Below are 15,396 nucleotides of genomic sequence, written 5' to 3' on the forward strand. Positions count from 1 at the left end.
CCCTGAGCGCCGGACGGGCGCCCGTCTGGCCTTCCGCGGAAGCCGCCGAGGCACGTTCCTCGGCGGCTTCTCCGCGTCCCGGGGTGCGTGCAGGCACGTAGTGGGGGCCGGTGTGCCCGTACGCGAAGGGGCCCGGGGGAGGACGCTCCCCCGGGCCCCTTCGCGATTGACGCCCGGCGTCACTCCAGGCCCAGCTCCTGGTTGATCATCGCGAACATCTCGTCGTCGGTGGCGTCGTCGAACTCCGATCCCTGCTGCCCCTGCTCCGCCGGCTGGTCGAACCGGCGCAGCAGCGCACGCAGCCGGCTCTCGACCTCCGTGCGGGTGTCGGTGTCGTCCGGCGGGACGGTGAGCGCGGCCTCCAGCCTCGTCAGCTCCCCGAGCACCGTGGGCTGCGCCTCGGGCCCGGTCTCCAGGCCCAGCGCGTCCCGCAGATGCTCGGCGAGGGTCTGCGGGGTGGGGTAGTCGAAGACGAGGGTGGCCGGCAGCCGCAGCCCGGTGGCCGCGTTCAGCCGGTTGCGCAGTTCCACGGCGGTCAGCGAGTCGAAGCCGAACTCCTTGAAGCTCCGCTCCGCGCCCAGCGCGTCCGCCGAGCCGTGGCCCAGGACGACGGCGGTGTTGCCGCGCACGATCCCGAGCAGTTCCTCCATCCGGCGCTCCGCCGGCTGCCCGGCCAGCCGCTCGGCGAGCGACTGGCCGCCGGCTCCCGTCTCGCCCGCGGCGGCGGTGCGCCGCACGCCGGCGCGTACCAGGCCGCGCAGCAGCGGCGCCAGTTCGCCGCTTTCCGCCTGGCCGCGCAGGGCGGGCAGGTCGAGGGCGACGGGTACGAGCCGGGCGCTGCCGGCCCGTAGCGCGGCGTCGAACATCGCCAGCCCGTCGTCGGCGGCGAGCGGCGCGATGCCCTGGCGGGCCAGGCGGGCGATGTCGGCCTGCTGCATGTGGGCGGTCATGCCGCTGGACTGGGCCCAGTAGCCCCAGGCCAGCGAGGTGGCGGGCAGACCCGCCACCCGCCGCCGCTCGGCCAGCGCGTCCAGGAAGGCGTTCGCGGCGGCGTAGTTCGCCTGCCCCGGGGTGCCGAAGACGCCGGCGGCCGAGGAGAAGAGCACGAACGCCGCCAGGTCGGCGTCGCGGGTCAGCTCGTGCAGGTTGAGCGCCGCGTCCACCTTCGGCCGCAGCACCCGCTCCAGCCGCTCGGCGTCCAGCGCGCCGAGGAGGCCGTCGTCCACGACGCCGGCCGCGTGCACCACGGCGGTCAGCGGGTGGTCGGCGGGCACGTCGGCCAGCAGCGCGGCGAGCTGGTCGCGGTCGGCCGCGTCGCAGGCGGCGATCCGTACGTCCGCGCCGAGGGCGGTCAGCTCCTCGCGCAGTTCGGCCGCGCCGTCGGCGGCCGGGCCGCGGCGGCTCGTCAGCAGCAGGTGGCGTACACCGTGCGTGGTGATGAGGTGCCGGGCGAGCAGTCCGCCGAGGAGGCCGACGCCGCCGGTGATGAGCACCGTGCCCGCCGGGTCGAGACGGCGCGGCGTGGTGAGGACCATCTTGCCGGTGTGCCGGGCCTGGCTCATGTACCGGAACGCCTCCGGGGCCTCGCGCAGGTCCCAGGGCTGGACGGGCAGGGGCGACAGGGAGCCGTTCTCGAACAGCTCCCGCAGGTCGGCGAGCATCTCCGCGATCCGGTCGGGGTCGACCTCGCGCAGGTCGTACGCGTCGTAGCGGATGTCGTCGCGCAGCTCGGCGAGTTGGCCGGCGTCGCGGATGTCGGTCTTGCCCATTTCCAGGAAGCGGCCCCGGGGCGCCAGCAGCCGCAGCGAGGCGTCGGTGAACTCGCGGGCGAGGGAGTTCAGGACGACGTCCACGCCCTTGCCGCCCGTCGCCTCCCGGAAGTCCGCCTCGAAGTCCAGGTCGCGGGAGGACGCGGCATGCCGGTCGTCTATGCCCAGCGAGCGCAGCAGTTCCCGCTTGCCGGGGCTCGCGGTGCCGAAGACCTCCATACCCCAGTGGCGGGCGAGCTGGAGCGCGGCCATGCCGACGCCGCCGGTCGCGGCGTGGACGAGCAGGGTCTCCCCCGCGCGTACGCCCGCGAGGTCCACCAGGCCGTAGTACGCGGTGAGGAACACCACGGGGATCGCGGCGGCCTGCTCGTACGTCCAGCCGGAGGGCATCGGGACCACCATGCGGCGGTCGGTGACGGAGACCGGCCCGAAGGCACCGGGGAGGAACAGGCCCATGACCCGGTCCCCGGGCGCCAGGTCGGTGACGTCCGCGCCGACCTCCAGCACGACGCCGGCGGCCTCGCTGCCCATGATCGCCCGGCCGGGGTAGACGCCGAGGGCGATCAGCACGTCGCGGAAGTTCATGCCGGCCGCCCGTACCGCCACCCGGATCTCACCGGGGGCGAGCGGCGCGTCGGCGTGCGTGGACGGGATGAAGGCCAGCTTCTCCAGCGTGCCCGGGCCGGTCGTCTCCAGCCGCCAGTCGGTGCCGTCCGGCGGCAGGAGCAGCGAGCCGGAGCCGCCGAGGCGGGAGAGGCGGGGCACCAGCGCCTCACCCTTGCGGAGGGCGAGTTGGGTCTCGCCGCGGCGCACGGCGCCACGCAGGGCGGGCACGAGCGCGCGGTGGGAGTCGGGGTCGTCGTCGATGTCGGCGAGGAGGAAGCGGTCGGGGTTCTCGGTGACGGCGGTACGGACCAGGCCCCAGACGGTCGCCGCGGCCAGGTCGGCGGGCCGCTCGCCGGCTTCCGCGGCGACGGCTCGGCGGGTGGCGACGACGAGTCGCGCCTCGGGGCGGGGAGGAGCGTCGTCGGCCAGCCAGGTCTGGAGGGCGGCGAGGACGCCTTCGACGGTACGGCGGACGTCGGCGGCGGACATATCGGCGCCCGTGTCGGAGGCCGGGCCGCCGACCGGGAGCAGGACCAGGTCCGGGCCGTCGGTGTCCGTGACGGTGACCACGGGAACCCCGGCCGCCGTCAGCGCCCCGCCCAGACCGAGCGGATCCGCGCCGAGCACACCGCAGGTGGTGGACGTCTCGCCGGCGGGGGCGGGGAGTTGGGTGGGTGTCCAGGTGACGGTGAAGGGCAGATCGGCCCCGGCCGCGTCCGCGGCGCCCAGCACGGCGGCCGGGCGCAGGGCGAGCGACGCGACCGACAGCACGGGCTGGCCCGCGGGGTCGACGGCATCGACGCGTACGGCACCGTCCCCGGCGGGGGTCACACGCACCCGTACGGTGGTGGCGCCGCTGCGGCCGAGGGTCACGCCGGAGAGCACGAAGGGGACGAGGACGCCCGTGGCGCCGCCGGCGTCTGGGGTCGCCGGGCCGTCGGCCGCGAGGGCGGTGTGCAGGACGGCGTCCAGCAGCGCCGGGTGCATGCCGAACCGTCCGGCCCCGTCCCGTACCGGCTCGGGCAACGCCACCTCGGCGGCAAGCCCGTCGTCCTCGCGCCAGACCCGCTGGACGCCGCGGAAGGCGGCGCCGTAGCCGTAGCCGCGCTCGGTCAACTCGTCGTAGAACTCGTCCGCTTCGAGGGTCCCCGCGGTGTCGGCGGCGGGCGGGTCGGTGATCGCGGGGGCGGTCATGCGCTCGACGGCGTCGTCGGCGGACGCGAGCACGCCCTCGGCGTGGCGCGTCCACGCCTCGGCGTCACCGGCGGACCGGGAGAACACACCGAAGGCGCACCGCCCGTCCTCGCCCGCGGTGCCGACCGTGACCTGCACATGGGCGGTGGCACCCGGGGAGAGGACCAGCGGCTCGTGGAGCATCAGCTCCTCGACGGTCCCGCACCCGACCTCGTCACCGGCGCGGAAGGCCAGCTCCAGGAAGAGCGCGGCGGGCACGAGGGTGGTGCCGTTGACGGCGTGGTCGGCGAGCCAGGGGTGGGTACGGAGGCTGAGGCTGCCGGTGAGGAGGGTGGACCGGCTGTCGTCGTCGGCGAGGTGGATGGTCGCGCCGAGGAGGGCGTGTTCGGTGCTCTGGAGCCCGAGGGTGGCGGGGTCGCCGCCGGCGGTGGCGGGGGCGTCGATCCAGTAGTGCTCGCGCTGGAAGGGGTAGGTGGGGAGGTCGGTGAGGGGGGTGGGCGCCTGGTGCCAGTCGACGGGGGCGCCGTGGGTGTGGAGGTGCGCCAGGGCGAGGCGGAACTGGGTCGGTGAGTGCTCCTGACGCCGGAGGGAGCCGGTGGCGATGACTGCCGGGTCGGTGTCGGTGATGGCGGTGGTGAGGGTGGGGTGGGGGCTGGTTTCCACGTAGGTGGTGTGGCCGGTGTCGACGAGTTGGGTGAGGGTGTCGTGGAAGCGAACGGTTTCGCGGAGGTTGGTGTACCAGTACTCGGCGGTCAGTCCGGTGGTGTCGTACTCCTCGCCGGTGACGGTGGAGTAGAACGGGACCGATGCCTTGCCCGGCTCCAGGCCGTCGAGCGTGGTCAGGAGGGTCTCGCGCAGGCTGGTGACGTGGGGGCCGTGTGAGGCGTAGTCGACGGGCAGCAGCCGGTTGCGTACGCCTGTCTCTTCACACTGGGTGAGGTAGGCCTTCACCGCGTCGGTGTCGCCGGAAACGACGGTCGCGGTGGGGCTGTTGACCACGGCGACGGACAGCTTGCCGTCCCACGCGGCGATTTCCTCGGCCACCTGGGTGTGCGGCAGCGCAACGGACGCCATGGCGCCCTGGCCGGACAGTGCCCGGATGGCCTGGCTACGGAGGCACACGACCTTCGCGGCGTCCTCAAGTGAGAGGGCCCCGGCGACGTGGGCCGCGGCGATCTCGCCCTGCGAGTGGCCGATGACCGCGTCCGGGTGGATGCCGTGGTGCTGCCACAGGCGGGCCAGGCTGACCATGACCGCGAACAGCGCGGGCTGGACGACGTCCACCCGCTCCAGCAACACGCCCTCGGGATCGGCCAGTACGTCACGGAGCGACCAGTCGTCCGCGTAGACCGACAGCGCAGCCTCGCACTCCACGATCGCCGCCGCGAAGACCGGCTCCGCCTCGATCAGATCCGCGGCCATCCCCGCCCACTGCGCGCCCTGGCCCGGGAAGACGAACACCGTCTTCCCGCCGGTCTGGACACTGCCGTTGATCACACGCGCGGACGGCTCGCCCGCGGCGAGCGCCGCCAGCCCCTCCAGCAGTTCGTCCCGCGCACCGCCCACGACGACCGCGCGGTGGGTGAGCGCCGAACGGGCGGTGACCAGGCTGTGCGCTACCTCCGACAGCATGATCTCCGGCCGCTCGGTCAGATATCCGTGGAGCTGCCCAGCCTGGTCGGCCAACGCCTGCGGCGTGTGGCCGGAGAGCGGCCACGCCACCACCCCGCCCGGCTCGACCACCGCGGGTGCGGTCTCGGACTCTGCCGCCTGCTCGATGATGACGTGCGCGTTCGTCCCGCTCATCCCGAACGACGACACACCCGCACGCCGCGGACGTTCCTCGCCCACCGGCCAGGGCCGCTGCTCCGTCAGCAGTTCCACCCCGCCCGCCGCCCAATCCACGTGCGGCGACGGCTCGTCCGCGTGCAGCGTCCGCGGGAGAACGCCCTCCCGCATCGCCATGACCATCTTGATCACGCCACCCACGCCGGCGGCGGCCTGGGTGTGCCCGACGTTCGACTTCAGCGAGCCCAGCCACAGCGGCTGCTTGTCGGACCGGTTCTTGCCGTACGTGGCCAGCAGCGCCTGTGCCTCGATCGGGTCGCCCAGCGTCGTACCCGTCCCGTGGGCCTCGACCGCATCGACATCCGAAGTCGACAAACCCGCATTCGCGAGCGCCTGCCGGATCACCCGCTGCTGCGACGGACCGTTCGGAGCCGTCAGCCCGTTGGACGCACCGTCCTGGTTCACCGCCGAACCCCGCACCACCGCCAGCACCTTGTGCCCGTTACGCCGCGCATCCGACAGCCGCTCCACGAGCAACAGACCCACGCCCTCCGACCACCCGGTGCCGTCCGCGCCCGCGCCGAACGCCTTGCAGCGGCCGTCCGGCGACAGCCCGCGCTGCCGGCTGAACTCCACGAACGTGCCCGGCGTGGACATCACCGCGACGCCCCCGGCCAGCGCGAGGTCGCACTCGCCCTGCCGCAGCGACTGCGCCGCCATGTGCAGCGCCACCAGCGACGACGAGCACGCCGTGTCCACCGTCACCGCAGGGCCCTCAAGCCCCAGGATGTACGAGATCCGCCCCGAGGCGATGCTGCCGAACGTGCCTGTCAGCGTGAAGCCCTCGACGCTCTCCGCCGCCTGCTCCGCCCACCGCGCGTAGTCGTGGTACATCGCGCCGACGAACACGCCGGTCTGGCTGCCGCGCAGGGTCCGCGGGTCGATGCCGGAGCGCTCCACCGTCTCCCACGTCGTCTCCAGCAGCAGCCGCTGCTGCGGGTCCATCGCCAGCGCTTCCCGCGGGGAGATGCCGAAGAACCCGGCGTCGAACTCGGCCGCGTCGTGCAGGAAGCCGCCCTCGCGGGTGTACGAGGTGCCGCTGTGCTCGGGGTCCGGGTGGTACAGCTCCTCGACGTTCCAGTTGCGGTCGGTCGGGAACGGGGTGATCGCGTCGGTGCCCTCGGCGACCAGGCGCCACAGGTCCTCCGGCGACGCGACGTCGCCCGGGTAGCGGCAGGCCATGCCGACGATCGCGATCGGCTCGTCGTCGGTGACGGCCGGGCGGCTCGCGGGCAGCGCGGGGCCCGCCGGCGCGTCCGCCGGGTCGGCCGAGGCCAGCAGGTAGGTCGCGAGCCCGTCGGGCGTGGGGTAGTCGAAGAGGAGGGTCGCCGGAAGCCGCAGGCCGGTCGTGGCGCTGAGCCGGTTGCGCAGTTCGACCGAGGTGAGCGAGTCGAACCCGAGGGCCTTGAAGCTGGCCTCCAGGTCGAGCTGGTCGGGCGAGGAGTGCCCGAGGCTGGTGGCGATGTCGCGGCGCAGGACGTCGCGGACCAGGGCGTGCCGCTCGGGCTCGCCGAGTCCCGCCAGCCGCTCCGCCAGCGGTGCGGCGGCCGTGCCCGTCCCCGTACGGGCGGACACGGCCCGGCGCGTGGGCGCGGGGACGAGGCTGCGCAGCAGGGAGGGGAGCGTACCGGTCGCGGCGTGGGCGCGGAGGGTGGGGAAGTGCCAGCGCGTGGGGACGAGCAGGGCGTGGTCCGTACCGCAGCCGGAGTCCAGCAGCGGCAGTGCTTCCTCCGGTGTGAGGGCGATGACGCCGTTGCGCGCCATACGGGCGATGTCGGCGGCGTCCAGGTCCCGGGTGATGCCGGTGTCGGTGTCCCACAGGCCCCACGCGAGTGAGGTGGCGACTCGGCCGGCTGCTCGGCGGTGGTGGGCCAGGGCGTCCAGGAAGGCGTTCGCGGCGGCGTAGTTGGCCTGACCGGCGTTGCCGAGGACGCCGAAGACCGAGGAGAACGTGACGAAGGCCGTCAGGTTCAGGTCGCGGGTCAGCCGGTCGAGGTGGAGCGCGGCCGTGATCTTCGGGTGCAGGACGCGGTGCAGTTGCCCGGGGGTCATGGTCGCGACGACGCCGTCGTCGAGGACGCCCGCGGCGTGGACGACACCGGTGAGCGGGTGCTCGGCGGGGACGGTGGCCAGGAGGGCGGCGAGGGCGTCGGCGTCCGTGGTGTCGCAGGCGGCGACGGTGGCCTCGGTCCCCGACCGGCGGAGTTCTGCGACGAGTTCGGCGGCCCCGGGCGCGTCGGCGCCGCGGCGGCTGACGAGGAGCAGGTGCGGTACGGCGTGGCGCTCGGCCAGGTGCCGGGCGACCACGGCGCCGAGGGCGCCGGTGCCGCCGGTGATGAGCACCGTGCCGGCGTCCTGCCAGGGGTTGCCTGCGGTGTCCGCGGGGAGCGCGCGGCGGACGAGGCGCGGGGCGAGGGGCTGCCCGTCGCACAGGGCGATCTGCGGTTCGTCGGCGGCCAGGGCATGGCGTACGACGGCCGCGAGGTCGGCCGGGGTCTCCGCCTCGGGGTCGAGGTCGACGAGCAGGAAGGTGCCCGGGTGTTCGGCCTGGGCGCTGCGGACCAGGCCCCACACCGCCGCTTCGGCGAGGTTGGGTGCGGTCCCCTCCCCCGTCGCCACGGCGCCGCGGGTCACGACGGCGAGCGTTGCGTCGGCCAGCGCGGCGTCGGCGGTGAGGTCGCGGAGCGCGGCGAGGACGGTCTCGGCGGTCTGCGGGGCGGAGAGGGCGGGGTCGTCGTCGGTCGGGGCGACGGCGAGGGTGACGATGTCGGGTACGGGAGCCCCGGCGGCGACCGCGGCGCTGAGCGCAGCCACGTCGCCGTACGGGGACGGGGCGTCCGCCAGCCCGCCGGGCACGACGCCGACGCACGCCCAGGCGTCCGAGGCACGGGCCGCGGGCGGGGCGGCAGCGAGCGGGGACCACTCGACGGTGTGTTGCTCCGCCTGAGCGGATTCGCCCTGGCCGGACGCCAGTTGGGCGGAGGACGCGCGGCGGAACGCCAGCGACTCGACGGAGGCGAGGAGTTCGCCCGCCTCGTCCGTGACGGTGAGGGAGACCGTGTCGGCACCCGTGGGCCGGATCCGTACACGGGCCGCGGTACCGGACTCCCGCCGTACGCGCACACCCGACCAGGCGAACGGCAGCAGCAGGCCGCCGTCCGCGGGCTGGTCGGGTCCGTCGCCGGAGGCGAGGCCGTGGAGCAGCACGGCGTGCAGCGTGGCATCCAGCAGCGCCGGGTGGAGTACGAAACGGGGGTCGTCCGCGTCCGCGTCGGGCAGCCGCACCTCGGCGAACGTCTCGCCGTCGCCCTGCCAGGCGGCGGTGAGGCCCTGGAACACGGGCCCGTAGACGTAGCCCCGCTCGGCGAGCGTCGCGTACGCGTCGGAGACCGGCAGCGCGCGGGCGTCGGCGACGGAGAACCGCCCGTCCCCGGGCTCGGCGGCGGCCGGCGAGTCGACGGCCAGCCGCCCCTGGGCGTGCCGCGACCACGCAGTCTCCCCGGCGCCGGCCGGACGCGCGTAAACGGCGAGCGCACGGCCGCCCGTCTCGTCCGGGGCACCGACGAGCACCTGAACCTGCACCGGGGCCGACTCCGGTACGTGGAGCGGGGCTTCGAGCGTCAGCTCCTCAAGGACGTCGCAGCCGACGCGACGCGCCGCGTGCAGGGCGAGGTCCACGAAGGCGGTGCCGGGGAGCACGGTCTCGCCGAGGATCAGGTGGTCGGCGACCCAGGGGTGGTCGGCCTGCGACAACCGCCCGGTGAGCAGCGTCCCACCACCGTCGGCCTGCTCGACCTCGGCGGTGAGCAGGGGGTGCTCGGTGGGGGCCAGACCGGTGGAGGTGAGGTTGGGGGTGCGGGTGTTGGGGAGCCAGTAGGTCTCGTGCTGGAAGGCGTAGGTGGGGAGGTCGGTGCTCCGCGCGGTGGTGGGCCAGGTGACGGGGGTGTGCACGGTGTGGACTGTGGCGAGAGCTGCGGTGAACGCCTCGACCTGGCCTTGGTTGCGTTGCTGGGCCGCCACCGCTGTGGCGGGAGTGAGCAGAGTGTCGGTGGTGAGGGTGGTGAGGGTGGTGTCGGGGCCGAGTTCGAGGTAGGTGGTGGTGCCGGCCTGTTCGAGGTGGGTGGTCACGGCGGTGTACTCGACGGTGTGCCGCAACTGCCCGGCCCAGTAGTCGGGTGAGGCGGCCTGCTCGGGGGTGAGGGGTTGTCCGGTGCGGTTGGAGATCACCGGCAGGGCCGGGGCCTGGGCGGGGGTGTCGGCGATGGCCTGGCGGAAGTCGGCGAGGATCGGGTCCATCTGCGCGGAGTGGAAGGCGTGGCTGACGCGCAGGCGGCGGGCTCGTAGCCCGGCGTCCTCGCAGCGGGACGCCACTGCTTCGATGGCCTCGGTGGTGCCGGTCAGGACGGTGTGGGTAGGGCTGTTGGCCGCCGCGATCTCCACATCCGTGCCGTCGACCAGCGGCGTAAGGGTGTCGACGGGGGCGGTGACCGACAGCATCGCGCCACCGGCAGGCAGGCCACCCATCAGCCGCCCGCGGGTGGCGACGAGGCGGGCCGCGTCAGCAAGGGTCCATACCCCGGCAAGGTGAGCCGCGGTCAACTCCCCAATGGAATGACCGGCAAGGAAGTCGGGACGGATCCCGAAGGACTCCGCGAGCCGGTACAAAGCGACTTCGTACGCGAACAGCGCGGGCTGCGTGTACGTCGTGTCGTTGAGCAACTCCGCCTCGGGGCTGTCGGCGTCGGCGAACAGCAGGGGCTTGAGCGGCTGCGGGAGATGCGCGTCCAGCGCCGCGCACGCCGCGTCCAGTGCTTCGGCGAACACCGGGTACGTTCCGTACAACCCGGCACCCATGCCCGCGCGCTGCGCGCCCTGGCCGGTGAACAGCACCGCCAGCTTCCCCGCCCGGTACCGCCCCACCACAACCCGGACGGACTCCTCACCGCGCGCAACCGCATCCAGCCCGGCCAGCAACTCCTCGCGGTCCGCACCGAAGACAACCGCCCGGTGATCCAGCACCGCACGAGAACGCACCAACGCCCCCGCCACCGCGTGCACATCCAGCTCCGGCCGCTCCCCCAGCCACGTCCGCAGCCCCTCCGCCTGCCCCGCCAGCGCCTCCGCGGTGTGCCCCGACAGCGGCCACACCACCGGCCCCGGCACCGACTCCAGCCCCTCCGGCTCACGCACCTCCGTCACCGGAGCCTGCTCGACGATCACGTGCGCATTCGTACCGCTGATCCCGAAGGACGAGACCGCCGCACGCCGCGGCCGGTTCTCGTCCACCGGCCACGGCCGCTGCTCGGTCAGCAACTCCACCGCACCCGCGGTCCAGTCGATGTGCGACGAGGGCTCGTCCACGTGCAAGGTCTGCGGCAGCACGCCCTCCCGCATCGCCATGACCATCTTCATCAGGCCGCCCACGCCTGCCGCGGCCTGCGTGTGCCCGATGTTCGACTTCAGCGACCCCAGCCACAGCGGCGGCCGGTCCGCCCGGTCCTGCCCGTACGTCGCAAGCAGCGCCTGGGCCTCGATCGGGTCGCCCAGCGTCGTACCCGTACCGTGCGCCTCCACGGCGTCCACGTCCGACGTGCCGAGCCCCGCGTTCGCGAGCGCCTGTCGGATCACCCGCTGCTGCGACGAACCGTTCGGGGCCGTCAACCCGTTGGACGCACCGTCCTGGTTGATCGCCGAACCCCGTACCAGCGCCAGCACCTCGTGCCCGTGTCGGCGGGCGTCCGAGAGCCGCTCCACGAGCAGCAGCCCCACGCCCTCCGACCAGCCCGTCCCGTCCGCACCGCCCGCGAACGCCTTGCAGCGCCCGTCAGGCGCCAGTCCGCCCTGGCGGCTGAACTCCATGAACATGCTCGGCGAGGCCATGACCGTCACGCCGCCCGCCAGGGCGAGCGTCGACTCCCCGCTCCGTACCGACTGGCACGCCAGATGCAGCGCCACCAGCGACGACGAGCACGCCGTGTCCACCGTCACCGCCGGACCCTCAAGCCCGAACGCGTACGCCACCCGCCCCGACGCCACACTCGGCGCGCTCCCGGTCAGGAGATGTCCTTCGGCGCCGCCGCCCGGTTCGCTCAGCCGCGGGCCGTACTCCTGGAACGTGCCGCCGACGAACACCCCGGTCCGGCTGCCGCGCAGCGCGGACGGGTCGATTCCGGCCCGTTCGAACGCCTCCCACGCCGTCTCCAGCACGAGCCGCTGCTGCGGGTCCATCGCGGTGGCTTCGCGGGGGGAGATGCCGAAGAGGGCGGCGTCGAACGCGCCCGCGTCGTGCAGGAAGCCGCCGCGGTGCGTGGCGGATCCGCCCGTGTGGTCCGGGTCGGTGTTCAGCAGGCTGTCGAGGTCCCAGCCCCTGTTGTCGGGGAACGGGCCGACCGCGTCGGTGCCGTCGGCCACCAGGCGCCACAGTGCCTCCGGGGAGGCGACTCCGCCGGGATAGCGGCAGGCCATGGCGACGATGGCGAGGGGTTCGTCGTCGGCCGCGCGCGCCGCGGTGGCGGTCGGGTCCTGCTCGGCGCCGGTGAGCTGGTCGTACAGGCCGGTGGCCAGGCGCAGGGGGGTGGGGTGGTCGAAGAGCAGTGAGGAGGGCAGGGCGAGGCCCGTGGCGTGGCCGAGGCGGTGGCGCAGGTCCACGGCGCCGAGGGAGTCGAGGCCGAGGTCGCGGAAGGCCCAGCGCTCTTCGACGTCGGACGGGGAGCCGTGGCCGAGGAGTTGCGCGGTCTCGGTGCGGACGAGGTCGAGGAGGAGCCGGCGGCCCGTGTGGGCGTCGCGGGCGGCGAGCCGGTCGCGCCACTCGCGGGAGGCGGACGCGGTGGGCGGCTCCGGCTCGGTGGCCGCCGCCGGTTCGTCGGCGGCGGCTGCGGGCCCGGCTGCGGTCCGGGCTGCGTTCGCGCCGGGCGCGGGCGCGTCGGCGGGGGTGTGGGGGGCGAGCCAGTAGCTGCGGCGCTGGAAGGGGTAGGTGGGCAGCGGTACGCGGACGGCGTCGGCGGGGACGAAGGCGGCTGCCCAGTCGACGTCGGCGCCGTGGGCGTACGCCGTGGCCACGGCGTCGAGGACTTCCTGCGCGGCGGGGCGTCGGCCGCGGCCGAGGGGGACGAGGGCCAGGCCGGGTTCCTCGACGCAGTCGCGGGCCATGGTGGTGAGGGTGGCGTCGGGGCCGAGTTCGACGAACGTGGTGACGTCCGCGTCGCGCAGCCGCCGCACGCCGTCGGCGAAGCGCACGGCGTGCCGGACGTGTCGTACCCAGTAGTCCGGGGAGCGCAGTTCGTCGTCCGTGGCGTGCTCGCCGGTGACGTTGGAGACGATCGGGAGCGTCGGGCGGTGGAAGGTGAGGGTGGCGGCCACCTCGCGGAAGGCGTCGAACATGCCGTCCATGTGGGCGGAGTGGAAGGCGTGGCTGACCCGCAGCCGCTTCGTTCGGCGGCCTTCGCCGTGCCAGCGCTCCGCCAGGGCCAGCACCGCCGCCTCGTCGCCCGAGACGACGGTGGCGCGGGGGCCGTTGACGGCGGCGACGCAGACGGCGCCGCCGGTGGCGACGACGTCGTCGGCCAGCTCCGCCTCGGTGGCCTCGATCGCCACCATGGCTCCACCGGCCGGGAGTTGCTGCATGAGCCGGCCGCGGGCGGCGACGAGGGTGCAGGCGTCGGCGAGCGAGAGCACCCCGGCGACGTGCGCGGCGGCGAGTTCCCCGACGGAGTGGCCGAGGAGCACGTCGGGGCGCAGGCCCCAGCTTTCCAGCAGCCGGTATGCGGCCGTCTCGTACGCGAAGAGCGCGGGCTGCGTCCAGGCGGTGCGGTCGAGGAGCGCGGCCTCTTCGGTGCCTTCCGCGGCGGCGAGGACGTCGCGCAGCGGTACGTCGAGGTGCGCGTCGAAGGCGGCGCAGGCGGCGTCGAACGCCTCGGCGAACGCGGGGAAGGCGGCGGCGAGTTCGAGGCCCATGCCGGGTCGCTGGCTGCCCTGCCCGGAGAAGAGGAAGCCGGTGGCGCCGCGCAGGGCGGTGCCGCGCGCCGTGCCGGGGGGCGTGCGGCCCTCGGCCAGCTCCGCGAGGCCGGCGAGGAGCGTGGCGCGGTCGGCGGCGTGCAGCACGGCGCGGTGCTCGAAGGCGGCGCGGTGGGCGGTGAGCGTACGGGCGACGTCGGCGGGCCGGTGGTCGGGGTGTGCGGTGAGGTGGGCGGCGAGTCGGGCGGCCTGGTCGCGCAGGGCGGGCTCGCTGCGCGCGGAGAGGACGTACGGCAGCGGGTGGGTGCTGCCGTCCGGCGCCGGCGTCGCCTGCGCGGTCTCCGCGGCGGAGGCGTCGGCCTCGCGCAGCACGACGTGGCAGTTGGTGCCGCCCATGCCGAAGGAGCTGACGCCGGCGACGAGGGGGCGCTCGGGGTGCGGCCAGGGCCGGGTGGCGTGGACGAGGTCGAGGCGCAGGTCGCCGAGGGGGATGTCGGGGTGCGGTTCCGAATGGTTCAGGCTGGGCGGGAGCTGCCGGTGGCGCAGCGCCAGCACCGTCTTGAGCAGGCCGGTGATGCCGGCGGCGCCTTCGAGGTGGCCGACGTTGGTCTTGACGGAGCCGACGAGCAGCGGGTCGTCTTCGGCCCGGCCGGGGGCGGCGAGGGCGCCGAGGGCGGCGGCCTCCACGGGGTCGCCCAGCCGGGTGCCGGTGCCGTGGAGTTCGACGTACTGCACGTCGCCGGGGGCGAGCCCGGCGCGGCGGTAGGCGGCTCGTAGCACCTGCTCCTGGGCGTCCCGGCTGGGCTGGGTGAGGGCGGGGGTGCCGCCGTCGTTGTTCATGGCGCTGGCGCTGATGACGCCGTACACACGGTCGCCGTCCGCGCGTGCCTGCGTCAGTGGCTTGAGGACGAGGACGACGCCGCCTTCGCCGCGTACGTAGCCGTCTGCCGCGGCGTCGAAGGTGCGGCAGACCCCGGTGGGCGACAGGGCGCCGAAGCGGGCCGCGGTGAGGAACCCGTCGCCGGTGAGGGCCAGGTGCACGCCGCCGCACAGCGCGATCTGCGACTCGCCGCGCCGCAGGCTCTCGCAGGCGAGGTGGACGGCGACGAGCGAGGAGGACTGCGCGGTGTCGACGGTGAGGCTCGGGCCCCGCAGGCCGAGGGTGTACGAGACGCGGTTGGCGATGACGCCGCGGCTGAGACCGGTGGCGGTGTGCCGGCCGATGCCGTCCGGGCCGTGGTCGCGGGTGACGGCGGAGTAGCCGTCGTCCATGGCGCCGACGAACACGCCGACGGGCGCGCCGTGCAGGTCGGCCGGGACGATGCCGGCCTCTTCGAGGGCCTCCCAGGCCAGTTCGAGCGCGAGCCGCTGGTGGGGGTCGACGGCGGCGGCCTCGCGGGGCGGGATGCCGAAGAAGGCGGGGTCGAACTCGTCGACGGTGTCGAGGTAGCCGGCGCGCGCGGTGGCGAGCAGCCCGGCGTCCACGAGGGCCTGGGGGGAGGGCGAGCCGGCGGGCCAGCGGCCCTCGGGCAGCGGGCGTACCGCCTCCCGGCCGTCGCGCAGCAGTTCCCAGAACGCGTCCGGCCCGTCGGCTCCGGGCAGGCGGCACGCCAGGCCGACGACGGCGATCGGCGCACGGTCCGCCGACGGGTCGCCGACGGCATCCCCCGCCCGGTCCGCGTCCTGGTGGGGTTCCTGTCCGGCAACCGACATGGTCGGCAACTCCCATCACCATCCACGAGGTCCAGGCAGGCGGGATCGCGCTGTGCCCGGCTGTTGCGTAGATGTTCGGCAGCGCGGCTAAAGCCGCTCTTGCCGCGTCCTTTGGCCGAGCGCGGGGGCGGCGGCGCGAACAGGGGTGGCATACCCGGCATGTGGGACACGGCGCCGTAGGGCGACGTATCCCGAGGTGACGGCAGCCGCGGGGCAATCCGGGCGTGATGAGAACGCGGATATCGGGGCAGCGGATACCCCGCGGCGGATTCCGGGCATTTGCCGGAACGGAGGATCATCGCCGCGCCTTGGA

Annotated in this window: 1 protein-coding gene; it reads right to left on the reverse strand. The window is 74.7% G+C overall.

What is annotated here, in order from left to right:
* Positions 1 to 179: 179 nt before the first annotated feature.
* Positions 180 to 15,083: an SDR family NAD(P)-dependent oxidoreductase gene (locus QBL21_RS17910; protein WP_407563209.1), complete on the reverse strand. Its 14,904-nt coding sequence runs from the start codon at positions 15,081 to 15,083 to the stop codon at positions 180 to 182.
* Positions 15,084 to 15,396 lie beyond the last annotated feature (313 nt).

Origin of the sequence: Streptomyces sp. 184, assembly GCF_045781775.1 — a bacterium.
In the GTDB taxonomy this organism is placed as follows: domain Bacteria; phylum Actinomycetota; class Actinomycetes; order Streptomycetales; family Streptomycetaceae; genus Streptomyces.

Bases quoted from the DNA above. Each gene is read 5' to 3' on its own strand.
- QBL21_RS17910 (WP_407563209.1), bottom strand. From the start codon at position 15,083: ATGTCGGTTGCCGGACAGGAACCCCACCAGGACGCGGACCGGGCGGGG.